The following is a 26,832-nucleotide window of genomic DNA, read 5'->3' on the forward strand; positions in this document are numbered from 1 at the left end:
CGGGCGACGTGTACAAGCATATGTTAAGGCGAGAGGGCGTTAATATTGGCAACATTGGGAGTTGTCTTCGATGTCCTACCACTGATGCTACACAGTTTTGGCTGTGTTTATCTCCCGAAAGTCGCCGATTTGCTCAGCTATGAGCAGGGGACAATAAGAATAAATTAAAATTTGAGATGTATTCATTTCGCGGTAAAGCGAAAGGTGCTCTCTATGTTACTCGGCTGTAAGGCTAGGAGACTTCAATGTTTACAAAAGATGACCAGATTCAGGGTTATGATGATGTTGTTTGGGCGGCGATTGAGAAAGAAACTCAGCGTCAGGAAAACCACATCGAACTGATTGCTTCAGAAAACTACACCAGCCCTCGCGTAATGCAGGCGCAGGGTTCTTCTCTGACAAACAAGTACGCAGAAGGTTACCCTGAGAAGCGTTACTACGGTGGTTGTGAGTACGTTGATGTTGTTGAACAGGCAGCGATCGAACGTGCTAAAGAACTGTTTGGTGCTGATTACGCGAACGTACAGCCTCACTCAGGTTCACAGGCTAACGCTGCTGTTTACATGGCATTGTGCGAGCCAGGCGACACTGTACTGGGTATGAGCCTGGCACACGGTGGTCACCTGACTCACGGTTCACACGTAAACTTCTCCGGTAAAATCTACAACGCTGTTCAGTACGGCCTGAACGATGCAACTGGCGAAATCGATTACGATCAGGTTGAAGCGCTGGCAATGGAACACAAGCCTAAGATGATCGTGGCTGGTTTCTCTGCTTACTCCGGTGTTGTTGACTGGGCACGTTTCCGCGAAATCGCTGATAAGTCCGGTTCTTACCTGTTTGTTGATATGGCACACGTTGCTGGTCTGGTTGCTGCGGGTGAATACCCTAACCCAGTACCTTACGCTGACGTTGCAACTACAACGACTCACAAAACTCTGCGTGGTCCACGTGGCGGTCTGATCGTTGCTAAGTCTAACCCTGCTCTTGAGAAGAAGCTGAACGGTGCTGTATTCCCTGGTGGCCAGGGCGGCCCGTTGATGCACATCATCGCGGCTAAAGCGGTAGCCTTCAAAGAAGCACTGGAACCAAGCTTCAAAGACTACCAGCAGCAAGTTAAGAAGAACGCTTCTGCAATGGCTGAAGTATTCATCGAACGTGGCTACGAAGTTGTTTCCGGTGGTACTCAGAACCACCTGTTCCTGCTGAGCCTGATCAAACAGGGTCTGACCGGTAAAGATGCAGATGCTGCTCTGGGCCGTGCTCACATCACTGTTAACAAGAACGCTGTTCCTAACGACCCACAGTCTCCATTCGTAACTTCTGGCCTGCGTATCGGTTCTCCGGTAGTGACTACCCGTGGTTTCGGTGAAGCTGAATGTCGTGAACTGACTGGCTGGATCGCTGATCTGCTGGACGTTCTGAACCAGCCTGAAGCGCTGGAAAAAGAAATTGTTGAAGTTCAGGGTAAAGTAGAAGCTCTGTGCGCTAAATTCCCAGCGTACAAGTAAGCTCGCCTTACTCTTCATGCCGGCTCCTTTTCTGGAGCCGGTTTTGTAATCTAAGACCGCCTGACGCAGATTCCTGCGACCCAATCAGGCAGAAATCGGAGCTGATGATATGCAGCATTATTCAGGTTTCGGGCTGTTTAAGCACAGCTTGAGTCACCACGAGAATTGGCAGCGCGCCTGGCGCAACCCTACGCCAAAGAAAAAGTATGACGTCATCATTATTGGTGGTGGTGGTCATGGTTTAGCGACGGCTTATTACCTGGCGAAGAACCACAACGTGACTAACGTAGCGGTAATCGAGAAAGGTTATCTGGGTGGTGGTAACACTGCACGTAACACGACAATCGTACGTTCTAACTATTTGTGGGACGAAGCGGCGCACATGTATGAGCATGCGATGAAATTGTGGGAAGGTCTGTCACAGGATCTGAACTACAACGTTATGTTCTCTCAGCGTGGTGTACTGAACCTGGGTCATACCCTGCAGGATATGCGTGATATCGAACGCCGGGTAAATGCTAACCGTCTGAACGGTATTGATGGCGAAGTGGTTGATCCACAAACGATTAAAGAAATCGTGCCACACATGGACTGCTCCGATAATGCCCGTTACCCAATTATGGGTGCTTCCTGGCAGCCACGCGGCGGTGTAGCCCGTCACGATGCAGTAGCATGGGGTTTTGCCCGTGGTGCTGATTCCTTCGGTGTTGATCTGATTCAACAGACCGAAGTGGAAGATCTGATTATTGAAGATGGCACCATTGTTGGCGTGAAGACTAACCGCTACGGTGACATCATGGCAGACCGTGTAGGTTCTGTTGTAGCCGGTAACTCCGGTGTGGTTGCCAAGATGGCTGGCTTTGAGCTGCCGTTGGAATCTCACCCGTTGCAGGCAATGGTATCCGAGCCGATCAAACCGATCCTGGATACAGTTGTAATGTCTAACCACGTACATGGTTACCTGAGCCAGTCCGATAAGGGCGATCTGGTAATCGGTGCAGGTATTGATGGCTGGATTGGTTACGGACAGCGTGGTTCTTTCCCAACTGTTGAGCACACCATGCAGGCGATTGTTGAGATGTTCCCGATTTTCAGCCGGGTCCGTCTGAACCGTCAGTGGGGCGGTATCGTAGATACTTGTCCGGATGCGTGTCCGCTGATTACACCTACACCTGTTAAGAACCTGTTCTTCAACTGTGGTTGGGGTACGGGTGGCTTTAAAGCGACTCCGGGTGCAGGCCATATTTTTGCTGACATGCTGGCGACAGGTGAAGCAAACGAAATGTCTAAGCCTTTCAATATGTACCGTTTCCATAGCGGCGCGTTGATTGATGAGCACGGCGCTGCCGGCGTAGCACACTAAGGGGAGAGAGCTGACATGTTTTATATCTACTGCCCGCATTGTGGCGAGCACCGCGAAGAAGAAGAGTTTCACCCAAAGGGCCAGGCCCACATCGTGCGTCCGTTAGATCCGGATAACTGCACCGATAAAGAATGGGGTGAGTACCTGTATTTCCGTAAGAATCCACGTGGTTTGCACCATGAAATGTGGGTTCACGCTGCTGGTTGTCGTAAGTTCTTTAACATAACGCGCGATACAGTGACTTACGAAATTAAAGAAGTATACAAGATTGGCGAGCAGCCATCTGTTGTAGCTGACAGCTAACAGGAGCGGATCCATGACACAGCAAAACCGCCTCCAGTCCGGAGGCCGCATCGACCGTTCCAAGTCCTTAACTTTTTCCTACAATGGTCAGGAATTTAAAGGTTTTCAAGGCGATACACTGGCATCTGCGATGCTGGCGAACGGCATCGACGTAATTGGTCGTAGTTTTAAGTACAGCCGTCCACGCGGTATCGTTGCTGCAGGTGCTGAAGAGCCGAATGCGGTAATGCAGCTGGGCGCTACTGAAGCGACTCAGGTACCTAACGTACGTGCGACACAGCAAGAGTTATTTCACGGGCTGGTAAGTAAGTCCACTAACGGCTGGCCGAATGTAAACACTGACGTAATGAGTTTGTTGGGGAAAGTCGGTGGCAAAATGATGCCTCCTGGCTTCTACTACAAGACTTTTATGTATCCGCAGTCTCTGTGGGATACTTATGAAAGTATGATTCGTAAGGCTGCTGGTTTAGGCCGCTCGCCACTGGAAACAGATCCGGATACATACGATAAAGTAAATCAGCACTGTGACGTTCTGGTTGTTGGCGCGGGTCCTGCGGGTCTGGCTGCTGCACAAACAGCAGCGCGCAGTGGTGCCCGTGTAATGATCGCTGATGAGCAAAGCGAATTCGGTGGTAGTCTGCTGAGCAGCAAAGAATTGCTGAACGGCAAGCCAGCAGCTGAATGGGTTGCTGAAGTAACAGCTGAGCTGGAAGCTGCTGAGAACGTAATGGTTATGCCACGTTCTACAGTTAACGGTTACCACGATCAGAACTTCCTGACGATTCACGAACGCCGTACTGATCACATTGCTGATCTGGCGCCAGCCGGTCAGGTGCGTCAGCGTCTTCACCGCGTCCGCGCTAAGTGGGTTGTACTGGCAACTGGTGCGCATGAACGTCCATTAGTATTTGCTAACAACGATGTACCTGGTTGCATGGTTGCTAATGCTGTTTCTACTTACATCAACCGTTACGGCGTTGTACCTGGTAACAACCTGGTACTGATGACGACTAACGATAACGGCTATCAGGCTGCGATCGACTGGGCTGAAGCTGGCCGTAAAGTTGTTGCGATTGTTGATACCCGTCAGTCGCCTGCTGGTGACCGTGTTGATGCTGCCCGTAAACTGGGTATTAACATCATTTCCGGTTCTGCAGTGATTGAAGTGCAGGGCAGCAAGCGTGTATCTGGCGTAAGCGTTGCACCTATCAGCAGTGATGGCAGCACTATTTCCGGTTCAGTACAGCGTTTAAGTGCTGACACTGTTGCCAGCTCTGGTGGTTGGAGCCCGGTTATTCACCTTTCCAGTCATACTGGTAGCCGTCCTGTCTGGAATGAAGAAATTGTTGGTTTCCTGCCAGGTCCTACTGTTCAGAAGCAGTTGGTCGCTGGCGCAATCAACGGTAACTACACCACTGCGAAAGCAATGGCTGAAGGTGTTGAAGCCGCGAGCAGCGCGATTGCTTCTATGAACCTGACAGCAGCAAGTGTAGAGCTGCCTGCGACTGAAGAAGTGGTTGAAGGCCCTGTTCAGACGTTGTTCCACATTCCGCACACTAAGCCAACAGCATCTGCGCCTAAGCAGTTTGTTGATTACCAAAATGACGTAACAGCATCTGGTATCGAGTTGGCGTGTCGCGAAGGTTACGAGTCTATCGAGCACGTTAAGCGTTACACCGCAATGGGCTTCGGTACTGACCAGGGTAAGCTGGGTAACATCAACGGGATGGCGATTGCTGCCAAGACACTGAATAAGAGTATTCCGGAAACGGGTACGACTATTTTCCGTCCAAACTATACGCCTGTTACTTTCGGTGCGATGGTTGGTCGTGACTGTGGCGCACTGTTCGATCCTGAGCGTTACACAGCGATGCACAAGTGGCATCTGGAAAACGGCGCTAAGTTTGAGGACGTAGGCCAGTGGAAGCGCCCTTGGTACTTCCCGAAAGCCGGCGAATCCATGCAGGAAGCGCTGAACCGTGAGTGTATCTCTACCCGTGAAAGCGTTGGTATTCTGGATGCATCTACACTGGGTAAAATTGATATCCAGGGTAAAGATGCCCGTGAATTCCTGGGCCGTGTTTACTCTAACCCATGGGCTAAGCTTGCGGTTGGCAAGTGTCGTTACGGTCTGATGTGTGGTGAAGACGGTATGGTTTTCGATGACGGTGTAACGACTTGTCTGGGTGAAAACCACTTCCTGATGACCACCACTTCCGGTGGTGCTGCGCGCGTATACGAGTGGCTGGAATTGTGGCACCAGACCGAATGGCCTGAGCTGGAAGTTTACTTCAACACAGTAACAGACCACTGGTCGACTATGACTATCTCTGGTCCGAACAGCCGTAAGTTGCTGGAAGAAGTTTGCACGGATATCGATCTGTCTAACGAAGCGTTTAGCTTCATGGACTGGAAAGCTGGCACAGTTGCCGGTGTACCTGCACGTGTATTCCGAATTTCCTTCACCGGTGAACTGTCTTACGAGATTAACGTTCAGGCAAACTACGGTTTGCAGGTTTGGGAAAAACTGTTCGAGTGTGGTGAAAAGTACAACCTGACACCTTACGGTACTGAAACGATGCACGTACTGCGTGCTGAGAAAGGTTTCATCATTGCCGGTCAGGATACTGATGGCTCTGTTCACCCGCACGATTTGGGTATGAGCTGGTGTGTTTCTGATAAGAAGCCGTTCAGCTACATCGGTAAGCGCGGTATGAAGCGTGAAGATTGTGTTCGTGAAAACCGTAAAGAGCTGGTGGGTCTGAAAACCAAAGATTCTCAGGTTGTTATTCCTGAAGGTTCTCAGGGCGTATTCGATAAGACTGCGTCAATCCCTATGCCTATGGTTGGTCACGTAACTTCCAGCTATTACAGTGCCGTTCTGGGTCACAGCATCGCCATGGGCTTTGTGAAAGGTGGTCTGAGCCGTATGGGCGAAACCGTTTACTATCCACAGGCGGATGGTAGTTTCATTGAGGCTGAAATTTGCAGCCCAATCTTCCTTGATCCTAAAGGGGAGCGTCAGAATGTCTGATAACGAAGTATTTGCAGCGGTTATGAATCAGCTGCCGGATGCCAGCATCCCAGGTTACTCACCGTTACATCACGCCGATCTGGCGTCACTGGCTAAGCAAGGTCCACAGCAGGGTGGTGTACACCTGCGTGAACACGCACTGTTAGGTCATCTGGTATTGCGTTGCAATCCAGAAAACCCAGAACATCTGGCAGGCGCTGAGCGCGTGCTGGGTGTAGCGCTGCCTTTAAAGCCACTGACATCAGTGACTGAAGGTAATGTATCTGTGCTTTGGACCTCGCCTGATGAGTGGGTAATCATGGTTCCGGGTTTGGAATCATTTGATTACGAAACTAAGTTCCGTGCAGAAATGTCAGGTCACTATTCGCTGGTTAACGTTAGCGGTGGTCAGACTCTGGTTGAGATTTCCGGTGCAAACGTTGTGGATATGCTGAAAAAGTCTGCTCCACTAGACTTTGATCTGAGCGTATTCCCAGTGGGTAAAGTTGCCGGTACTGTATTTGCTAAAGCAGGCGCCGTGATTCGTCGTACCGGTGAAGACCGTTTCGAAATGATCGTTCGTCGTAGCTTTGCTGACTACCTGTGGTTATGGCTGCAAGACGCCAGCCGTGAATACGGTTTGGTTGTTGAAGCATAAGCAGACTCTTAATTAACGAGAGTAACTGTTAAAAAATGCCGGGCTGCTTATTTTGATATAAGAGTCCGGCATTTTTGTTTGTGGTGAATTTACGCCGCAGCTTTGCACCTTATAGCTGAGTCTGTGACAGTGGCTGCAGGACGCTAGCCGTGAATACGGTCTGGTTGTCGAAGCGTAAAAGGTTTTATTACTGCTAGAGAAATGCCGGGCTGCTTATCATGAAATAAGCAGCCCGGCATTTTTGTTTGTGGCCGATCGGTAAAAATAGTTTGTTAGAGGAAATGTCAGGATTCTTTTTTCGGCTGAATAGTTTTTTATAAAAGCTAAATGCACTGGTACTAAGGTATTAATTCGACATCTTAGCTCCTCACTATGAGATCAAATGCAGGCTGTTCAGCTTGATCCGGCTTTTGCTGGTGAGGTAGCGTAGCTCAGGGCTGCGGGAACAGATGGTATGCATCGGTTTCTGCCGCGCTTTCTTTTAGTGCTTTGGCGTGTCATTCCTCTTTGAATTGCTTTGGATCATGGACGAGTTTGCAGCCTGCAATAAAATACGCTTTCGTGAATTAAGAGGTCTGACTGAGAATGTATAGCCGTTTAGCAGGTGGGATTGATGGAGTGCTGCGCATGTTGGGGGCCAAAACCCTGAATGCTCAGTTTATGTTGTCTTATGCGTTGATTTTCTTACTGGCAGCCGCCGCTGCTATTTCCCTCTATATGAGTATGGCGATTAATCCCGAAACGATTAATACCGCCGGCCGTCAGCGTATGCTGAGCCAGCGAATTGCTAAAGAAGCTATGTTGGTAGCGGCTCAGGCTGAGCAGCAAACGGCCCTGACGAAAACTATTCAGCTTTTTGAATCCTCACATCAAATGATTCTGAACGGCGATGAGTCCCGTGGTATGAATCCGATTTCTGATAGAACCATCATTGCCCAGATGCGGCATGTTGAGGGTCTGTGGAAAACCTATAAGGCGGCTATTAATCAGCATGTCGCTAAACCTACTGATCAGACACTGGCGCAGATTCAGCAGCAATCACCGGTGGTTCTGAAAGAAATGAATAAAGCGGTCGGCATGATGACGGCGACAGCCAATGAAACAGTAAAGAGTCAGTTACTGATTGCCTTTGTCTGCATTATTGCCATTCTGGTATTGGTGGTATTTGGCCGTATGTTCGGTCTGACCATGCTGATGAGCAATATTGAGCGTTTGCGTAAGCGTATGTCCGAAGTGGGTAAAGGTGATTTCTCACACCGCTTCAATGTTGATCATGTGGATAACGAAGTGGGTCAGCTGTTCAATTCGTATAATGAAATGTTGGAACATGCCAGTGAATTGCTGGACGTGGTACAGCGGGTATCATCGAATACCGAAAATCATATGGAAGAAATGATCAGGCTGACCAATGCTGCTGATGAAGGTGTCGCGCGTCAGTACGAAGATATTGAGCTGGTTGCCACTGCTATGACTGAAATGGCCGCAACCGTACAGGAAGTGGCCAGTAATACGAATGAAGCGGAAAAAGCTGCCAGTACTACGGGTGAGCAAGCTAAGCGTGGCGGTGATGTCGTTAGTCAGGCGGATACACAGGTGCAGCAGATGTTGCAGAGTATTCGAAGGACTTCAGAACAGATTCAGCAACTGAAAGACGAAACTATTGAGGTTGGTAAAGTTACATCAGTCATTGATGATATCGCAGAGCAGACTAACCTGCTGGCACTGAACGCAGCTATCGAAGCGGCCCGTGCCGGTGATCAGGGACGTGGCTTTGCCGTAGTGGCGGATGAGGTACGCACGCTGGCACAGCGTACTCAGGAGTCGACAACCCAGATTCAGAATATTGTTAGTGAACTGCAACGTATGGCCGAGCAGTCCGTTGCGACAATGGAAGAGAATAACCAGCTGGCGCAGCGTAGCAGTGAGCTTTCTGTGGCGGCGGCGGAATCATTGCGAGAGATTATATCCTCTACCGATACTATTTCTTCAATGAACGTGATGATCTCCAGCGCGACTGACCAGCAGAGCAGTGTTGCGAACGACATTGATCAGCGGGTCGTGAATATCACTAACGTAGCAGCAGAAACGAAGAATGAAACGCAAATGGTCGTGAGCGCTATTCAGGAAGTACGTGAGAATTTGCAGGAACTGAATCATCTGACGCAACGCTTTAAATTGCGCAGTTAAACACCGTATAGCTGTTATATTAAAAGCCGGATGATGATCCGGCTTTTTGCGTTTTAAACTGCAGGAAATTAATAATGTCGGATAGACAGGCAAGACAGTGCTTTGCGCGTCAGAGTAGCTTCGCTGACCTGATGGCAGACCTTGATCCTGATCAGCAAGTGATATGTGCAGGGGTGCGTCAGAAATTGCTGGAGTTGTCTGTTCCGCTGAATGAAGTGATCTGGCATCAGCAGCGGCTCGTAACTTATGGTCTGATAGTGGATGAATACGCTGCTACAGCGACGGATAACTTTATGTATATCTGCATTGAAAAAGAGGTTCAACTGGGCTTTTATTACGCTTCCGAACTGGCTTATGCAGCTGAAATACTGAATGCTCGCGGACGCCTGGTTATAAATAATATTGATGTGCTGCAATCTGCTGCCGTGACGGCGTTATTGATGGCTGCTCTGGAACAGAGAAGTATCTGCTAAGTGTTTTTTGTAAGGTGGTTTCTGTTGTGTGCGATTGGCAGTATCTGTAGCGGTATCAATACTGATGATTAGATTTTTATGGGTAACGAGTTGTGAATAAAGAGTCAGTATTACCGGACTTATCCGCTGCCTGTGACTGCGTTGTATTTTTACTGGTGCGCAACGGTCAGATGCTGCTTGAAAAACGTTCTATGCTGAAAACCTCAGGGCCGGGTTTAGTCAGTATGCCGGGCGGGCATGTCGATCCCGGTGAAAATTATGAACAAGCTTTATTGCGGGAAATACAGGAAGAACTGGGTGTTCGACCACTGCGCTGGCAGCATTTTTGTACCTTGTATTATCAGACTGCTGAGTTGCAACGGAATCATTACTATCTGGTGGATAACTGGCAAGGTGAGATTCAGTGTTTCGAAGCTGAATCACTGCGTTGGGTTGGGTTAAGTGATGTTGAACAGCTGGATGTGCTGGAAGACCGAATGGCCCTGCAGGCTTACCAGCAACTGATAGCTACTCTGTCATAAAGGAAGGTTTAAGATGGAACTGATGATTGCTGCTTTATTTATTCTGGGTGCCTTGTTATTAGGTGCTATGAGTCCGGGGCCGAGTTTTCTGGTGGTTGCCCGGTCGGCAGTCAGCCGCTCCCGTAAAGAAGCGCTGGTAACTGCATGGGGTGTAGGGTTGGGTGGCTTATTATTTGCTGTGCTCGGCTTACTTGGCTTGCAGGTGGTGCTGCAAAGCGTTCCTCAGCTGTATCTGTTACTTAAATTACTGGGCGGTGCATATCTGTTGTATCTGGGCTGGAGTATCTGGCGTGGTGCATCACAGCCAGTACAGGTTCAGGCTGATGATGTTCAGAAAAACAATGGCCGGCCATTATTCAGGGCGTTTGCAACGGGCCTGCTGACACAGATAAGTAATCCGAAAACTGCCGTAGTGTTTAGCAGTATCTTTGCAGCATTATTGCCTGTTGAGCAGCCAGTATGGTTTCTGGTGACGCTGTTGATACTGGTAGGGTTACTTGAATTCATTTGGTACAGTCTGGTTGCTATGTTGCTTTCTGCACCTGCTTCACAGCGCACATACTTGCGTGGCAAGAGCTGCTTTGATCGAATTGCCGCGGTAATGATGGGGGCGCTGGGCGCCAGGTTACTGGCGCACACAGATAGTTAACTGGAGAGGCTGGTTTAGGCGGCTGATTTAACTGGCCGATTTAACCGGCTGATTTAACAGATGAGCTCAGACTGCTAGTTAATATGCGTTAAATTGCTGCCTGAGGCTTAGCAGGCTTTGGCAAGTAGTGCATGACATAGCGCAGAGCCACGTAACTAACTACAGCGGTAGCAATCCATAACTCACCTTTAGCAATCATTTCGACTTGCTGTGTGAGTACAGGATCTATATTACGTTCTGCGAGAAATCCTGCGGTCTTGAATAATGCAGTAGCACCAATGACAACAGGAAAGGTAAAAGCTGCATATGCAGGGCTGAACGGCAGTCGTAATAATACAAAGAATGCGATATAGACTACGGCCGTCATCAGCAGGGCAATTCCCAGCATAAATAGCACAAACAGCATTGATGGATCAGGCGTCAGGGCCAGGTATCCTGCCAGACACAGGTTTGGTGGTGCAGCCAGAATAGCGATCGTAGGCTTAGCTGTGTCCATTACCGCTTCGCTGAATATCAGCCGGAACAGCATTAGCGGCACCATTATCAGATAAGTGATGATGCCAAATTGCAGCAGCAGATCTGCTGTAAACATGCAGCTTTCACCCGGACACGTCAGTGATCCAACAACCAGGCCAACTGGCGGTACAAACCAACTGGGCAGCATGTGAGATATGTGAAAACGGCGTGCCCGGTTAGCAATAAATATCAGCAGAAATCCAACATGCATAGCAATCGCCGAATACCAGACGAGAATCCCCAGTGTTTCATCCACCATGCCCAGTGTTTTACTGATAACCATCCAGGTCATTGCCAGTGTTGGAATGACTGAGCCAACGACCGGGTGTGCCAGTTCGTTCCAGAGTACTTTAGGGTTCAGCAGGAATTTCGCTAACAGTGTCAGGGCAATCAGCATAGCGATATAAGCTGCGCCGGTCTGCACCATGCCTCCGGCAGGCATCATCGAACTCTCCCAGCACCAGCCTAAACTGGCGATACCCAGTGCCAGACCCGCAGCGGGAGTTGGGAAGCTGGCTAAGCGGTGACGTGTTGCAGTAACCATGAGAAATGTCCGGGTAAATTTAAGTTGCAACTATCATAGCCTGCTGGCTAATATTAATAATATCTAAACATTTTCTACCTAAGGTTTGAGTAATTTGAACATTAATGCACTTACTCTGAAGCAGCTACGCGCATTCACCAGCGTTGCCCGGCTGGGAACTTTGACCGCTGCGGCAGAAGAACTATCGCTGACTAAAGGGGCGTTGTCGGTTGCCTTGCATGAGCTGGAAAAGCAGCTGGGGCACCCGCTATTTGACCGGGTTAAAAACCGTTTAGTGATGAATTCCTATGGGCAGCAATTGCGCCCCCTGGCTGATGAACTGTTGCAACGAACCATGACGATTGAGAGTTTGTTTGGGCAAGGCAATCTTGCGGGTACGTTGAATATTGGTGCCAGCTATACCGTAGGTGAGCATTTATTGCCGATGCTGGTGGGTAACTTTATGCAGCGTCATGGCTGCCAGCGGCCCCATCTGATTGTAGAGAATACATCGCATTTGTGTCAGCTACTGGAAAGCTATGAGCTAGATCTGGCGCTGGTAGAAGGACAGATTAATTCGCAGCGGCTGATGGCCCGTCCCTGGTTACAAGATCATATGCTGGTGGTTGCTGCGCCCGGGCACCCGTTAGCTCAGCAAACCGATTTGCCAATTAATGCGCTGGAAGGTGAAAACTGGGTAGTGCGGGAAGCATTTTCCGGAACCCGGGAGCAGTTTGACCGGCGTTTGGCGCCATTGCTGGATAACTGGCAGTTAGGGTTGGAGTTTAATACTAATACGGCGGTTATCAGTGCGGTGGCCAGTGGTATCGGTTTGGGTTTTATTTCTGACCTTGCTGCTGCGGATGCGCTGTGCTGTGGGCGTATTGTTCGGCTTGACCTGCAACAGAGTTGGACCCGACAGTTGAATCTGGTGTGCGCTGCAGATAAATATCAGACCCCGCTGATGAGTACTTTTATGGAGTATGCATTGCAATGGCAGGGGTTGCAGAATGTTACAGAAGAACGTATCAGTTAATCCCTTCAGATAACCTCTTTAATTAGGTCCCTTTTACTTACGACACGGATTGCTTACCGGTATGGGCAATCCCCTGAGTTTTGATGGCCAAAAACGGTTCTGTTTTTGTCAAATGCAGTCAGAAATTGTCTGATTGCGACGCATACACAAAGTAAGTAGTAAAGCCCGGGTAATTGCTTGTATTGATTTGGCTGCGACTTTAGGCTGATTTACAGCGTGTAGTTAGTATTTCATTCGAAATAGTTCTCTGCTACGCCCTTGAGGTAAAGGAAAAACGCAGTGCGATTCATCAGGAAATAAACTGGCAGATCCCGTTACAGGTGGGTTCTGAGGTGCCGCCAACCGGATTATCAACCGGCTGGTAATCAGATCTCTCCGGTATAGGTTCAGGTAGGTTAAGCACGCTCAAGGTACTGATTTTTTAGAGGGAAAAGTCAGGTATTTAACCCCGTCGTGAGTCTGACAGGAGAGAAGAATGTTTTTTATTCGTAATCTGCCGATACGTGTAAAGATGACCTTGCTAGTGTTGATACCACTGCTGTTGAGCATCAGTTACATTGCACGCGATCTGTACGGCAACTATGAGATTTATAAAGTTTTAGAGCAAGCTGAAGAAGTTTCAGAAGTAGCTTTTGTTGGCGCTCAGTTAGTGCATGAATTACAGAAAGAACGTGGCTTAACCACGGTCTATGTGGATACCAAAGGTAAAACCGATAAAGGATCGATTCTGGCACAGCGCCAGAAGGTAGATAGCAAAATTTCCGAGTTTCATTCCATTGTACAGGCTGATGCAGAGTCGATTGCCAGTAATGGTCTGAAAACTAAGATTGATGCCGTCAGTGAAGGTTTGTCGAGTCTGGTTGAATTCCGGAGCCAGGTTGATCAGGTTCCGCAGGTTAAGCTGAAATTACGCGAGACTTTTGATTTTTATAATGGTTTGAATAAACAGCTTCTGGGAGTGACGGCCAGTCTGTCTAACTCTGTTAATGACACTCAGATAAGCCGTCTTGCCTCTGCCTATTATTATCTGCTTCAGTATAAAGAAGCCGGTGGCCAGGAACGTGCCATGCTGGCGATTACGTTTGGCAAAGATAAGTTCAAGCCGTCGTCTATCCGCAAAAACTTCAATCAGAACCTGGTTGCTCAGCAGTTCTATTTGTCTACTTTTAGTGAGTTTTCCACCGAAGCTGACATTGCGTTACTCAATGATGCGTTGGTCGGACCGAGCGTAGACAAGGTTGCGGAGTTACGTGAACTGGCTGTTTACCAGAGCCGTAGCTTTGGTATAGATCCTAAGGTGTGGGTGGATGCATCGACTGACCGGATTAATATCCTTTATAAAGTCGAGCAGCAGGTTGAAGAAAACCTGCATGCCGATATAAAGAATAAAATTAATGATCAGGTTGCCTGGCTGACGACGCTAATAGGTATCGCAGCAGTTGCTCTGCTTTTGACCATCTTACTGAGTGTGTATCTGGTTCGCCTGATTATCAAACAGATCAACCTGATCTCTTTTGCCGTGAACCGTATCAGTCAGCATTCCGATCTGACGCATGTCTGCGAAGCTATCAGTACTGATGAACTAGGTGGTCTGGCAAATGAATTTAACCAGATGACGTCTCACCTGGGTCAGTTGACCCGCAGTGTTAGTGGTGCAACTGAGCAGATCACCGGCGCTGTAGGTGGTATGCAGAGCATTTCTACTCAGGTTGATGAGCGGGTAAGTGAAGGTATCCGGGAAACTGACAGTATTGCTGTATCTGTACAGGAAATGTCTTCTTCTGTAATGGAAGTGTCGGAAAACTGTAACCAGGCGGCTGAGCAGTCTAAGCATGCAGTAGAAGCTGCGAATGAAGGTAGCGCCCGGGTGAGTGATGCCAATCAGGCAATGGGTGGTCTTAATGAACATATTAACCGTGCGGTTAGTGTGATCAATAAAGTGGCTGAAGACAGCAGTGAAATTGGTGGCATTCTGGACGTTATCAAAGGCATTGCTCAGCAGACTAACTTGCTTGCGCTGAATGCTGCAATTGAGGCGGCTCGTGCGGGTGAGCAAGGTCGGGGCTTCGCTGTTGTGGCAGACGAAGTACGTAATCTTGCACAAAAAACACAGCAGTCGACAGAACAGATCGAAACTATGATCGAGCAGCTACAGACTGGCAGTACTGAAGCGGTGAAGACCATGGAGCAAAGCCATCAGCGTACCACTGCGACGATGGAGACTGTGACCTCTATTCAGGATCAGCTGGAAAACATCATTAAGCAGGTAACGCTGGTGAATGATATGAACCTGCAGAACGCAGCTGCAACTGAGGAGCAAAGTGCGACAGTGGGTGAAATCAACCGTAACATTGGCATGATCCAGGAGCAGTATAACAATACCAATGCTTCGGTCAGCGATTTACGGGAAACCACTGAGTCGATGCACAGCCTGTCAGATCAGCTGAGCGATGAGGTTAGCCGCTTTAAGATTTGATAAGTGCTTTAGAGCAATAAAAAAACCGCGCCATGGCGCGGTTTTTTTATTGTCTGCTGATCGGTTGGCCAGTTAGTTGTGAGGCATTATTTGTCAGGCGTATGGCCCACAGACATTACTTGAGCTCAACTAAACCTTCGTTATCAATGCGGAAATTGCGACTGGTCAGCGGGCTGAATGCTGTGCCGCTGCGTAGCAGGATAATGGTCAGGTCGGGCATCAAGTGACGGATGCCTTCCAGCATTTCAAGTTGCTCAGCCGGCGTTTTATGTTCCAGAGCATCGTGCAGTATCAGGGTTTTAGGCCGTTTAACCAGGCAACGTAATAACTGTACATTGAGCTTAGCAGCCAGAGGAATACGTTCGCCCCTGATACCTACCGGAGAAAGACCTATAGTTACCAACACCAGTGATTCAGCGTCGTTGGCAACTAATGCCTGTTCAACTATTTCTATCAGGTCTCCATGGTCGCCATTATTGTTCGGCGCAACCTCAATGCCCCAAATCAGGTTTTCCATGACACTTAGCCGTGAATTGATTCGGGCATCATTCAACGGTTCCAGCTCAGTCAGTAAGCTTTGTTTGTCGTGTTCTATCAGCCAGTGGCGTAGCTCAACAATTTGCCGTTGCAGGTCGGCATGAATGTGTTCATCACCAGAGTCGACAATGCGCACTTTAAGAGCCATTTCCAGCAGGAATTCGCAGGCCGGTAAATAATCCGGACGGCCAATGCACTGCGTAAGCTGGTCACGGATACATTCACTGTCGTATTGGCTCAGGTGTGGTTTTAGCTGGCCTTCAGGACCTACCTCCAGGAGCTCATCAATAATATGTTTGGATACTTGCTCGCCGGCATCCCGTAACGGTTTATAGAGTTCATGCTGGTGCAAGATGTGTACAAATTCTTCGTTACCAGTAAGGCTACGAATTAAAGGTACTTCATCTTCTGTGTTAATTAAGCCGAAACCAATGTTCTCCAGGACCGACAGGTGCGGGTGGTAGCTATTGAGATCAAAGCGCTTAACAAAGCGTTCCAACTGATGACTGTGCCACTGATGGGTCAGATCATTTCGGGTATCAATAAACTTTTCTTCAATGATGCTTGGCATGTCTTTAGGGTCAAAGTGATCCTTGAGTCCCAGTTCAAAGACCATGCGGCGTGAGCCAATTGCGACCATCATTTCCTGAAGCCAGTTGCGCATCTGCCCCCAGTTTTCTACACCGGCCATCTCGAAATCTGTCCAGATGTCATGTGCACTGGAAGGGCTGTTTCCGGAGGCTTCGGCTTCAGTGATTTCTGTGAGGCGGGCAGGTGTTAACTGTTCTGAGCCTTCTTCCGGCGGTTTTCGGCGCAGACCGTAGTGGATATTTTGCAAAATAGTCCCGTCGAACAGAATAGGTTCCGGTCCGGCGTAACTGACATTTCGAGTTAAACGGGCAGTGGAAATCTGATTTATCTCTTCGTCGCCGTAGCGTATATAGCCTGCAGCTGGCTGGTCCGTTCGCATCAGATTCTGAGCCATTTTTCGCAGTAAAAAAGGGCTGTTTGAGTGAATATTTATTAACTCGCCCTGTTTAACATCCAGGTTGATGTTCTGGGCAATGTATTCACCGCGGTCATTCTTAAGGTATAGGTTATTTAAGCTAAGGGATCCGCTAAGTGATTTCGACTCACCTTCAATAGCTGGTACTGGTTGGATAATGTCAGGTGGATCAAAGTTTTCCTGAATTTGTTCGTAACGAATTTTGGCATCCTGATACTGTTGGTAGTACGCAAGCAGTTCTTTCCACGGCGCGACCAGATCTTTATAGGCGGTTAATGCTGCTACCAGTGCTCCCATGCTTAGGTGGCCCTGAATAACCAGTACACCACCGACAGCATAAAACATAATAGGCGGTAGCTGGTTAAGGAAGTTATTGATGAACTTCATCAGGAATTTCTGCTGAAAAATATTCAGCCGAATGGTGAACAGCTTGCCGAGAATCTGGGAAAAATGCGCCAGATGATAGCCGTGTGTGCCATAAATCCGTACTTCACGATTGCCGTCGACGCTTTCACCTATATGGCTTGCCAGTACCCGAACCTGTCGTACTCTTTCTTTTTTAAGGACGTTAAGTTTCTTCTGCATCCGCGGAATAATATAGGCCTGCAGTGGGATCATTGAGATCGCGACAATACCGAGAATCGGGTCCTGTACAAACATGAATGTAAGGATTGTGATCATGGTACCGCCCTGGAATAGCGGCTGTGCCAGGCTGTCACCGATAAAGCCCGCAAGAGGTTCGGTTTCAGAAGTGACTGTAGCGATGATTTCGCCCTGTGAGACCCGCTGGAACTGGCCTGGAGGGAAACGCAGTACCCGTTCCAGCAACACATAGCGTAACCGGCGAACCATACGCTCACCGATAATGCCCTTGTAGGTATTAATACGCATCTTAAATGCGCCGCTGATCAGTACAGTCAGTAACAGTAAGCCACTGAGCAGCAACAGAAACTCGACAGGCTGCCATTCCATGCTAAGGAAGGTATTGACCTCAGCACCGTCAATCGCCCCGTTAATGATGGTCTTAGGCAGTTCTAATGAGAGATAAAGAATCGGAAAAAACAAAAGTGTTAACAACAGGACACGTATCTGGTCACGCATACTGTAGCGGTAAATAAACTGACTTATGCGACGATCCATAATGATTTCCCGGGTGGCTTCGGCCCATATAGATGGGGGCAATAGGGTCAGCCTTCAATAGCTGGCTGGAAAAATACCGATCAGTTTTCGGACATGCACCCATATAGACTAGCAGCGTCAGCCAGCTAAATGGGCGAATCTATTAAGTTGTGACACGAAAAATTTTAATTTGTGCCTTTTTTGATAAGCCGGGGGGCTAGAGAAGGTCTGTGTTGGCTCAGCTTATGCAAAAACGCTGACTGTTGGTTTGGAGCTGATTTGCCAGTACAGCAAGTTCTTCGCTGGCGTGGCTGGTCTCCCGGGTTGAAACAGAGGTTTCTTCCGCGATTCGCCGAATACTTGTGATATTACGGCTGATTTCTTCAGTGACTGCACTTTGTTCTTCGGCGGCACTGGATATCTGAATGTTAAAACTGCTTATTTCCCGGACAGCGCCGGCGATACTAGTCAAAGCCTGGCTGGCAGCATCGCTTTGGCTAAGAACTTCACTGCTTTGTAGCTGGCCGGCTTCCATAGCCAACATCGCGGCCTCAGAACCTTCTTGCAGTGCCCCGATAAGGGTTCGGATCTGTTCAGTCAGATTCTGGGTGCGGGAGGCAAGGTCACGTACTTCATCGGCGACAACTGCAAAGCCTCTTCCGGCTTCTCCTGCACGGGCTGCTTCAATGGCAGCATTCAGCGCCAGCAGATTGGTCTGTTCCGCCACTGACTGGATGACATCCAGTGCCGCTGAAATTCCCTGTGAGCTCTTGTTTACTCCGGAAATAACTCCGGCTGCCTGATTAATCTGCTCTTCGAGAGCCTGCATGCCGCTAAAGTTATTATTGACGACCAGCATACCGTCGCTCACAGCACTGGAGGCTGTTTCTGCTGCCAGGCTGGCATTCTCGGTAACGTTGGCGACATCACTGGCTGCACTGGCAAGCTGATTAATGGCCGTGGCGATCTGATCGGTTTCATTGTATTGCTCGGTGACCGCAGCATTGCTCTGGGTTGAAATTGCCGATAATTCTTGTGAGGCAGAAGCCAACTGACCGGATGCCTGGCTAACTTCACCGATGCTATTGCGCAAAATGCTGAAGAGGTTGTCCAGATCGCGGGATAGCTGACCCAGTTCAGTGTTACCGGAGAGATTAATGCGGCGGGTCAGATCCAGGTTATTGGCAATATCATCAACGGTATGACGTACATGGTTAATACTGCGGATGATCTGACGGCCTATCAGGTAACTGATGAGCAGAATCAGCAGTGTGGCGGTGCTACCGACGCTGAGAACCAGTGTGATGGCTTGTTTTTCATGGGCTTCCGCCCGTTGACCTGCAGCTTCTGTGAAAGCGCCCAGATTCAGTAAGACGGTTTCAACTTTTTGATTCAGGGTGTCTTCTTCCTGTTCGACGTTCCGGCTTAGCTGTTCGGCCTCGGGCAGATTGTTATTTACCAGTTCGGTAAACACTTCATTGGCATGTTGTCCATAAATGCTGTGCATGTCGGCAATATGAGTAAATTCGGTTTCAAACTGACGGAGCTTTTGCATATCTCCCTGGTCGGTGGTGTGTTCTTCAACGTTTACAATAAAACTTTGTGCCTGCTGGAGAGTATTTTCCACTTGTTGGTTGAGGCTGTCGAAGTGTTGACGGGCTTTAGCAAAACCAGCCTTAGAATAGCTGTCATTTTGCAGCGACATCAGTGTGCCGTAATGCAGGCTACGCTCGAATTCGACTGACTGCTCAAGCTGCTTGATGGCCATTTCCGTAACCATTGCTGTCATGGGAATATCTTCTTCGGCTACTGCTACCAGTTCGTCCCTGATATTGAGTAGCTGGTAGGTAGTGCTACTGATAACGGTCAGCAAAGCAATTGTTGCCAGCGATGAAAGGGCTATCAGTTGTTGTTTGACGGATATATTTTTTAACAGATTTTGCAGCATGACTATATTCCATTATGGTCAGGTACAGTACAGCCTGAAGGGGGCAGGCTGAAAAAGGCTTTCGATACAGAATAGCCGGGATTATGGGACCGTCAATGAAAAAGCATGCTGTATAAACAGAATCAATACTCAGTCTGTGTGAGACTAAAATTAACCTATTTAAATCAACTGCTTGAAAATGTGATGAAAGCGGTGATAGCCAGAAGCAAGCACCGCCCGGCGAGATCAGCGCATTTCTTTTAACAGCCAGTCGAGCAGTGCCTGAGCATTTTTATTCAATGCTTTATGTTCCGGCGCGATGATGTGAAACGGCTGATTAGTTGCGATTTTCTGCTCACAGGGTGCGACCAGTTTACCCTGCTGAATCAGTGGTCCGACGATATGCTGCCAGCCCAGCGCCAGCCCCTGGCCTTCCATTGCTGCCTGCAGAACAATTGAGTAGTCGTTATAGGTTTCATCGCCCCTGGAGCTTTCCCGGGTAAGATTGCAGTTTTCAAAAAAGTGTTGCCAGTTATAGCGCGAGATGTAACGTTCCTCTAAGTGGATCAGCGGAATGTCGTTGATACCGGAGAGGTCGCTCAGCTGATGTCTGGCTGCAAATTCCGGACTGCAAACCGGTATCAGAATTTCTTCAGCAAACTGCCAGCGCTGAAAGCCTCTTTCAGGTGCCAGACCTAATGGGATGCACAGATCAAAGCGACTATCCTGCAACCCCTGATCAGTATCCTGGGTGATGCAGTGCAGCTGTACTTCCGGATAAAGATGCTTAAAGCGTGCAATACGTGGCATCAGCCAGTGGCTGGCAACGGATGTAGATACCAGCAGCGTAATCTTTTCGGGCAAGGTATGGCTGAGAGTTTCTTCCAGCCCCTGCTGAATTTCTGACAGGCCACGATGAATCCGTCGGGCGAGCTTCTCTCCTATTTCGGTTAATACTACGCCTTGTGGATTGCGCTCGAAGAGTTCGACGCCAAGGCGTTCTTCCAACTGACGCACGCCGTGGCTGATGGCCGGCTGGCTGACATTCAGTGCGTCTGCTGCTTTGGTGAAACTGTTTTCCTGGGCTGCCAGATGGAAGGCCAGAATTGATCTGCTAGTGAGCAGGTGCATATTAATTTTTTTCATATCAGGCATTATCACAAGGGTAGTGGCTCGCCCAGTCTAGCGCTGATAAATTGGTTTCACAAATCAAGAGTTAGCGGTTAGTGCCATGAATTCAAATAATAATATACGCCCCACTCGCAACAGTCGCCGACGTCGTCAGGCACGTCACGCAGCACCTGCAAAAGAGGCTGCTGCTTATATCCAGCGGCAAATTCCCCATTACAATTTATTAAGTGATGAAGGCCTTGAGGCTATCGAGCATCATGCTGAGGTAATTCTGCATGAGTTTGGTATTCAGTTCCGTGATGACCCGGAAACGGTTCGCCTGTTTGTTGAAGCCGGTGCGGAAGCAAAAGGTGACATTGTGCACTTTCCTCCAGGACTGATTCGCAAACTGGTGGCAACGGCACCGGCAGAGTTTACTCAGCATGCCCGAAATTCTGCCCGCACTGTGCAGATTGGCGGAAATAATACTGTACTGGTGCCAGCCTATGGTTCGCCGTTTGTATTTGATCTGGAGAAAGGTCGTCGTTATGGCGCGTTGGAAGATTTCCAGAACCTAGTGAAGCTGGCCTATATGAGCCCTTATCTGCATCACAGTGGCGGGACTATTTGTGAACCGGTGGATATTCCGGTGAATAAGCGCCACCTGGATATGCTGTATAGCCATATGCGCTATTCAGATAAAGCGTATTTAGGCTCTATAACGTCGCCTGAACGTGCTGCAGACTCGATTGAAATGTCGAAGATTCTGTTTGGCGATGAGTTTGTGGATAACAATTGCGTAGTGATGGGGAATGTAAATGCTACCTCGCCACTGGTGTTCGATGGTGACGTGACCCGGGTAATCCGCACTTATGCTGCAGCGGGTCAGGGGATGATTATCTGTCCCTTTGTGCTGGGTGGAGCAATGGGCCCGGTAACACCAGCAGGTGCTGTTGCACAGGCACATGCTGAATCATTGATCGGTGTAGCGCTGACGCAGATTGTGCGTCCGGGAGCGCCGGTGATTTATGGTAATTTCCTGACCACAATGTCATTGCGTAATGGCTCGCCTACTTTCGGTCAGCCTGAAGCCAGTCTGGCGTATTTCGCGATCGGGCAGCTGGCCCGGCGGGCGGGACTACCTTTGCGGTGTGGCGGGTCTTTTACTTCATCGAAAGTGTCTGATTTCCAGGCCGGGCAGGAAAGTGCTGATGCACTGATGCCAGCGCTGCTGTCTGGCGCTAATTTCGTGTTGCATTCAGCCGGTTGGTTAGAAGGTGGCCTGACGATGGGGTATGAGAAGTTTATGCTGGACGCGAATCGTCTGGGAATGATGGCTAAGATGATGGGTGGGATGGCGCTGGATGACAATGCGTTTGGTCTGGATTCGTATCGCCAGCGTACCGAACATAATGAGCACTTCCTCGGTACTGCTCATACGATGGCGAACTACACCGATGTTTTCTATGAGTCGAATACGGCGGACGCCAATTCGTTTGAGCAATGGGAAATAGAAGGCAGTAAAACAGCGGAGCAGCGTGCACATGATCTGTTTAAGAAACAGCTCAGCGAATATCAGGCCCCGGAGATAGATCCGGCCGTTGATGAGGCGCTGCTTGATTACATAGAGAAAAAGAAGGCCTCAATGCCGGACCGCTGGTATTGATGTCAGATATCAGGACGTAAGTGCTTGTCATTTATGCTGTGAACAAAAAAAGGCTGACGCATTTCTGAGTCAGCCTTTTTTGTAACAGATACAGCGGTAATTACAGGCCGTATTCTTCGTAGATCTCTTTCAGACCTGGCTTATTCGTAATCGCCTCTTCGCGGGTCAGACCCTGAAGCTCGTGCGGGAATACCAGCCATTCAGAAGATTCGTGAATGTAGTAGTCCGGAACCAAACCTTCAGTCTTGTTGTTGGCCGGCTTGTACCATGGCGTAGCAATACGGATGTCGTGCGGCGTGTTCAGGCGGGCTTTGGTTTTCAGCGTCTTGATCACAGCTTCAACACTCAGGCCGGTATCGAATACATCATCGACAATCAGCAGAGAGTCAGGCGCATTTACGTTGCGGATCAGGTAATCCAGACCGTGTACACGGACTTCTTTCGCGCGGGAATCAATACCGGTGTAAGAAGACGTACGGATCGAGATATGGTCGGTTTTCACGTCCATCGTTTCCAGCAGTTCCTGAACAGCGATACCAACTGGTGTACCACCACGCCATACACCGACGATAAAGTCTGGACGGAAACCACTGTTGTAAACCTCAATCGCCAGACGGAAAGAGTCTTCCAGCAGCTCCTGAGCGCTTAAATATACTTTGTTAACCATAATCGAGCCTATCTTCTGCTGACTGGGGATCGTCCCGGTGCCGCTGAATTTTTAAGTTGGGTTCTACCGGCGTCATCTCTGCCTGGCGGGCTGCAAGTTTGCAGATGCCGTTACTGAAATCAGTAAGGAAAGAGGTTCAGGCGTGAACAAATACGACATTATAGTGAATAACTTTTGCTCTGTAAGCTTGATGTGTACAGTTTTTATGTATTTTTACCAACTGGTATGACTTTCAGTCTTGTATCTGTCTGATAGTCGCTATAGCCTTAGGCGCTTTTTTTCGGGCAGTGCTTTTGGGGCGGGTAAAAATAACCATAAAACCGGCTGCAAACTGATGGCAATAACAATAATCAGCCTTTAGCGACACCATTCACCGCGACGATAAAATTTCCAATTGTTTCATAAAGGATGATTGATCCATGCAAGCTCTGATGAGTTATTTCAAAATCGCTGAACGTGGCAGCGACATTCAAACTGAGATTCGGGCAGGTATTACCACTTTCCTGACGATGTCTTACATTCTGTTTGTGAATCCGCAAATTCTGAGTATGGCTGGCATGCCTGCAAATGATGTTGCGATTGCAACTGCACTGGCAGCGGCAATTGCGACTATGATCATGGGTGTATTTGCTAACTTCCCGTTTGCGCTGGCGCCGGGTATGGGCCTGAATGCCTACTTCACCTTTGGTGTCGTTCAGGGGATGGGCGTTGACTGGCAGGTTGCGCTGGTAGCTGTCTTCCTGGAAGGTCTGATTTTCATGGCACTGGCGATGACCGGTGTGCGGACCAAGCTGATTAATGCGATTCCATCATGTATTAAGATTGCCACGATGACAGGTATTGGTCTGTTTTTGGCGATTATCGGTTTTCAGGGCGCTCAGCTGACAGTTGATCATCCGGCCACACTCGTCACGCTGGGCAATTTACATGATCCAGGCGTATTGCTGGCGCTGGCCGGTATTGTGCTGATTTCTGCACTGATGATCCGTAAGGTAAAAGGTGCAATTCTTATTGGTATTGTGAGTGTTACCCTGATTGCCTGGTTTACAGGTTTGGCACCGGCACCGGAAAACATTGTGGCAATGCCTTCGCTGCCAAAAGAAACCTTTATGGCACTGGATTTCTCGCAGATCTTTAACGCCACACTGATTACAGTTGTGATTGCCTTCCTGTTTGTGGATATCTTCGATACTGCGGGTACTCTGATGGGTGTGGGGCGTTTGGGTGGCTTCCTGAATATGAAGGGTGAATTACCAGGAGCGGACCGTGCTTTCATGGCGGATGCTTCTGGTACAACGGCCGGTGCTTTGGTAGGTACCAGTACGGTTACGACTTATGTTGAATCTGCTACAGGTATTGAAGAAGGTGGTCGAACAGGCTTAACGGCAGTTGTAGTCTCTATTCTATTCCTGTTATCTCTGTTCTTTACGCCATTGTTTATTGCAGTACCTGCGTTGGCGACTGCTCCTGCGCTAATTGTTGTTGGAGCGCTGATGATGTCAGCCGCCCGTGAAATGGACTGGACCAAGCTGGAAGACGGTGTGCCGGCTTTTCTGACAATTATTGCTATGCCATTCACCTATTCTATTGCTCACGGTATTACCTTAGGTGTTATTTCTTTCGTGCTGATCCGTATTCTGACGGGCAAGACAAATGAAATTCATCCGCTAATGTGGGGGTTGGCGGTCGCGCTGGTGGCATATCACGGTTTCATGTAAATCAGTGATTATTGTTTGAAGACAAAAATTTAAATATAAAAATCCCCGCTATATGCGGGGACTTTTAGTAAGGCAGTCTGGACTCAATCAGATCCAGCCGGATGCGGTGTTTATCGCCGCTTTGAGTAATCGCTATCAGATATTCAGCGCTGTCGCTGATTTCAATATCGAGAAAGCGCAGTACTTCGGTATGTTCACCCGAAATATCCGTCCAGCTGACGGTATGCACAGCCTGACGCATGCAGGCCAGTTCATAACCATCATGCATTTCACACTGAATAGGTTGGTAGTCTTTCATACAGGTCACCAAATGTGGGATATCTGATGATGATATCCCGGTAACGGATGTTTGGCACTGAGCGGTTGTTTATATGCTTAGAGTCGGTAGCCGACTTTAAGCGTGACCTGATAGTGGCCAACTTTGCCATCGACGATGTGTCCGCGGGTTTCAATGACTTCAAACCAGTCGAGGTTGGTGAGAGTCTTATTGCATTCAGCCAGGGCATTTTCAATGGCATCTTCAATGCTGGTTTTAGACGAACCGACAACTTCTACTTTTTTATAAACATGATCAGACATCTGTGTCTCCTCAGGATAGGGAATCTCTCAAAACCTGATCTCAGTGTATGCAGAATTTGCCCGTATAGAAAATAAGAGATAACAGAAAACCGGCGTCCGCTGCTGTACCTAAGATGAGTCAGCGAACGCCCCGACAGGGTCAGACGACCATATCTACTTGCTGGACAGCACCGGAGTCACCGGCTTCTGTAAGGTAAAAGCCGGTTGCCCGTACCCGGCCATTGATTTGGTTATCACTGCCTTTTATATCGAAGGGCGTGTCGGCAGAACCCAGATAGATCGCGCCGATACCCCGGTCAGCGAGAGACTCTAACTTGTCTTCATCAACCGTTTTGGTCCACAGCTGTAAGTCGGCAAAGATACTGTCATTTTCATCAATGTAGCCGTTGCCATCTTCATCATACTGAGCCAGATCAGCAAAACCGTCACCGGTGAGAGCGCCGAACAGTTCGGTACCGTCGTTGATGGTGCCGTCATTGTTTTTATCCAGTGCCAGCATGGCACCATTACCGTTCAGATAACTGATGAGTTCCTGATCGCCATCTGCATCCAGATCAAAGCTGTATTTTTCGTCACTCAGATCTGCGGCTTCGCCCTGAAAATTGATGATTAACGGGTCCGTGAACGTGACTTCTTTGGTCATTTCAAATTCCCGGGTTTCGGTGTAACTACGTTCCATTTTTAACTGCATAGACAGATCAAATTCTCTGCCGTCAGCGGTTCTCACAACGCCACAGCTGGAAAATTCAGTGCATTCATATTCGGAGACGGTTTCTTTCATTTTTACCGTCACTTCCAGTTTGGCAGGTTGGATTTCAGTGCTGTGAGGCGTGTCGCCGCTTTCGGCCTGTTTCGCCTGGCTGATCAGCGCCATAATATCGCTGTTGGCAGAGGTTGCCGTAATGCGCTGACCGCTGACGGCCTGAAGCAGCCCCTGAAACAGTCGGTCATTGGCGAGCTGTTGCTGGTCAGTTATTTTCTGTTGTTCGGCAGGGTCCCGAAAACGGAAGCCTTGATCAGTCATTACTAATATGGATGAACTTGGATCCTGCTCTGAATCCTGTTGCTGGTTACTGCCGTCGGTGCCAGCTGGATTCGCAATGTCATCCGGTGCGAAATAGTTGGTCATGTTGTCGAGGAATAATTTACCGAACTGCAGGTCGCTGTTCAGTGAAGCACTGAAGCTACGAGACTCGGTTTTTTCATGGCTGGCACTCAGGTTGATGTAACTGGTGTCGATTATCATTGTCTTACTCCGTGTCGTGCTGAAAATA

Annotated in this window: 21 protein-coding genes; 13 read left to right on the top strand and 8 right to left on the bottom strand. The window is 48.8% G+C overall.

Translation table 11 applies throughout. From position 1 onward, the window contains the following. The first annotated feature begins 245 nt into the window (after nucleotides 1-245). From glyA to OCU49_RS01455, 9 genes are all read left to right on the top strand, one after another. Nucleotides 246-1,511, top strand: coding sequence for a serine hydroxymethyltransferase (gene glyA / locus OCU49_RS01415; RefSeq protein ID WP_261843247.1), 1,266 nt, complete (start codon nucleotides 246-248; stop codon nucleotides 1,509-1,511). Nucleotides 1,512-1,620: 109 nt separating this feature from the next. Then, nucleotides 1,621-2,874, top strand: a complete 1,254-nt coding sequence (locus OCU49_RS01420; protein WP_261843248.1) for a sarcosine oxidase subunit beta family protein — start codon at nucleotides 1,621-1,623, stop codon at nucleotides 2,872-2,874. 15 nt (nucleotides 2,875-2,889) lie between these two features. Further along, a complete protein-coding gene (locus OCU49_RS01425; RefSeq protein ID WP_261843249.1) occupies nucleotides 2,890-3,177 on the top strand; it encodes a sarcosine oxidase subunit delta in 288 nt (95 codons plus the stop codon). A 13-nt stretch (nucleotides 3,178-3,190) separates the two neighbouring features. After that, complete coding sequence (locus OCU49_RS01430) at nucleotides 3,191-6,211, top strand: sarcosine oxidase subunit alpha (protein ID WP_261843250.1); 3,021 nt, start codon at nucleotides 3,191-3,193, stop codon at nucleotides 6,209-6,211. Next, nucleotides 6,204-6,848: a sarcosine oxidase subunit gamma gene (locus OCU49_RS01435; protein WP_261843251.1), complete on the top strand. Its 645-nt coding sequence runs from the start codon at nucleotides 6,204-6,206 to the stop codon at nucleotides 6,846-6,848. Before OCU49_RS01430 ends, OCU49_RS01435 begins: the two co-directional genes overlap by 8 nt. Nucleotides 6,849-7,433: 585 nt before the next feature. Then, entirely contained in the window at nucleotides 7,434-9,035 is a 1,602-nt protein-coding gene (locus tag OCU49_RS01440; RefSeq protein ID WP_261843252.1) for a methyl-accepting chemotaxis protein, read from the top strand. Nucleotides 9,036-9,109: 74 nt separating this feature from the next. Continuing rightward, a complete protein-coding gene (locus tag OCU49_RS01445) occupies nucleotides 9,110-9,508 on the top strand; it encodes a hypothetical protein (protein WP_261843253.1) in 399 nt (132 codons plus the stop codon). A gap of 92 nt (nucleotides 9,509-9,600) precedes the next feature. After that, nucleotides 9,601-10,029: an NUDIX hydrolase gene (locus tag OCU49_RS01450; protein WP_261843254.1), complete on the top strand. Its 429-nt coding sequence runs from the start codon at nucleotides 9,601-9,603 to the stop codon at nucleotides 10,027-10,029. 13 nt (nucleotides 10,030-10,042) lie between these two features. Continuing rightward, nucleotides 10,043-10,678 (top strand): LysE family translocator, encoded by a 636-nt coding sequence (locus OCU49_RS01455; protein ID WP_261843255.1) that lies wholly within the window; start codon nucleotides 10,043-10,045, stop codon nucleotides 10,676-10,678. 88 nt (nucleotides 10,679-10,766) lie between these two features. Here the strand turns inward: OCU49_RS01455 and OCU49_RS01460 are convergent, their stop codons facing one another. Next, nucleotides 10,767-11,738 carry a TDT family transporter gene (locus tag OCU49_RS01460; RefSeq protein ID WP_261843256.1) on the bottom strand — a complete coding sequence of 324 codons (972 nt, stop codon included), beginning with the start codon at nucleotides 11,736-11,738 and terminating at the stop codon, nucleotides 10,767-10,769. 94 nt (nucleotides 11,739-11,832) lie between these two features. Between OCU49_RS01460 and OCU49_RS01465 the strand changes: the two genes are divergently transcribed. Both OCU49_RS01465 and OCU49_RS01470 read left to right on the top strand, forming a co-directional pair. Further along, complete coding sequence (locus OCU49_RS01465; protein WP_261843257.1) at nucleotides 11,833-12,753, top strand: LysR family transcriptional regulator; 921 nt, start codon at nucleotides 11,833-11,835, stop codon at nucleotides 12,751-12,753. 475 nt (nucleotides 12,754-13,228) lie between these two features. Further along, nucleotides 13,229-15,229 (top strand): methyl-accepting chemotaxis protein, encoded by a 2,001-nt coding sequence (locus OCU49_RS01470; RefSeq protein ID WP_261843258.1) that lies wholly within the window; start codon nucleotides 13,229-13,231, stop codon nucleotides 15,227-15,229. 115 nt (nucleotides 15,230-15,344) lie between these two features. Here the strand turns inward: OCU49_RS01470 and OCU49_RS01475 are convergent, their stop codons facing one another. The 3 genes from OCU49_RS01475 to OCU49_RS01485 form a co-directional block, all read right to left on the bottom strand. Next, a complete protein-coding gene (locus OCU49_RS01475; RefSeq protein ID WP_261843259.1) occupies nucleotides 15,345-17,912 on the bottom strand; it encodes an ABC transporter transmembrane domain-containing protein in 2,568 nt (855 codons plus the stop codon). A 217-nt stretch (nucleotides 17,913-18,129) separates the two neighbouring features. Further along, nucleotides 18,130-19,839, bottom strand: coding sequence for a methyl-accepting chemotaxis protein (locus OCU49_RS01480; RefSeq protein ID WP_261843260.1), 1,710 nt, complete (start codon nucleotides 19,837-19,839; stop codon nucleotides 18,130-18,132). A 225-nt stretch (nucleotides 19,840-20,064) separates the two neighbouring features. Beyond that, a complete protein-coding gene (locus OCU49_RS01485; protein ID WP_261843261.1) occupies nucleotides 20,065-20,964 on the bottom strand; it encodes a LysR substrate-binding domain-containing protein in 900 nt (299 codons plus the stop codon). An 85-nt stretch (nucleotides 20,965-21,049) separates the two neighbouring features. Here OCU49_RS01485 and OCU49_RS01490 point away from each other — a divergent pair, with 85 nt between their 5' ends. Continuing rightward, nucleotides 21,050-22,594, top strand: coding sequence for a trimethylamine methyltransferase family protein (locus OCU49_RS01490; RefSeq protein ID WP_261843262.1), 1,545 nt, complete (start codon nucleotides 21,050-21,052; stop codon nucleotides 22,592-22,594). A gap of 100 nt (nucleotides 22,595-22,694) precedes the next feature. Here the strand turns inward: OCU49_RS01490 and OCU49_RS01495 are convergent, their stop codons facing one another. Continuing rightward, the gene (locus OCU49_RS01495; RefSeq protein WP_261843263.1) at nucleotides 22,695-23,261 is read right to left on the bottom strand and encodes a phosphoribosyltransferase; all 567 of its coding nucleotides are present in this window, start codon (nucleotides 23,259-23,261) and stop codon (nucleotides 22,695-22,697) included. Nucleotides 23,262-23,680: 419 nt separating this feature from the next. Between OCU49_RS01495 and OCU49_RS01500 the strand changes: the two genes are divergently transcribed. Next, nucleotides 23,681-24,979, top strand: a complete 1,299-nt coding sequence (locus OCU49_RS01500) for an NCS2 family permease (protein ID WP_261843264.1) — start codon at nucleotides 23,681-23,683, stop codon at nucleotides 24,977-24,979. Between the two features lie 64 nt (nucleotides 24,980-25,043). Here OCU49_RS01500 and OCU49_RS01505 read toward each other — a convergent pair whose 3' ends face one another. From OCU49_RS01505 to OCU49_RS01515, 3 genes are all read right to left on the bottom strand, one after another. After that, nucleotides 25,044-25,277 (bottom strand): Rho-binding antiterminator, encoded by a 234-nt coding sequence (locus OCU49_RS01505; RefSeq protein ID WP_261843265.1) that lies wholly within the window; start codon nucleotides 25,275-25,277, stop codon nucleotides 25,044-25,046. Between the two features lie 77 nt (nucleotides 25,278-25,354). Then, on the bottom strand, nucleotides 25,355-25,558 hold the full coding sequence (locus tag OCU49_RS01510) for a dodecin (protein WP_261843266.1): 204 nt from the start codon (nucleotides 25,556-25,558) through the stop codon (nucleotides 25,355-25,357). Nucleotides 25,559-25,697: 139 nt separating this feature from the next. Beyond that, nucleotides 25,698-26,804 (bottom strand): SPM autocatalytic domain-containing protein, encoded by a 1,107-nt coding sequence (locus OCU49_RS01515; protein WP_261843267.1) that lies wholly within the window; start codon nucleotides 26,802-26,804, stop codon nucleotides 25,698-25,700. Nucleotides 26,805-26,832 lie beyond the last annotated feature (28 nt).

The organism is Aliamphritea ceti, assembly GCF_024347215.1.
Taxonomy (GTDB): Bacteria; Pseudomonadota; Gammaproteobacteria; order Pseudomonadales; family Balneatricaceae; genus Amphritea; species Amphritea ceti.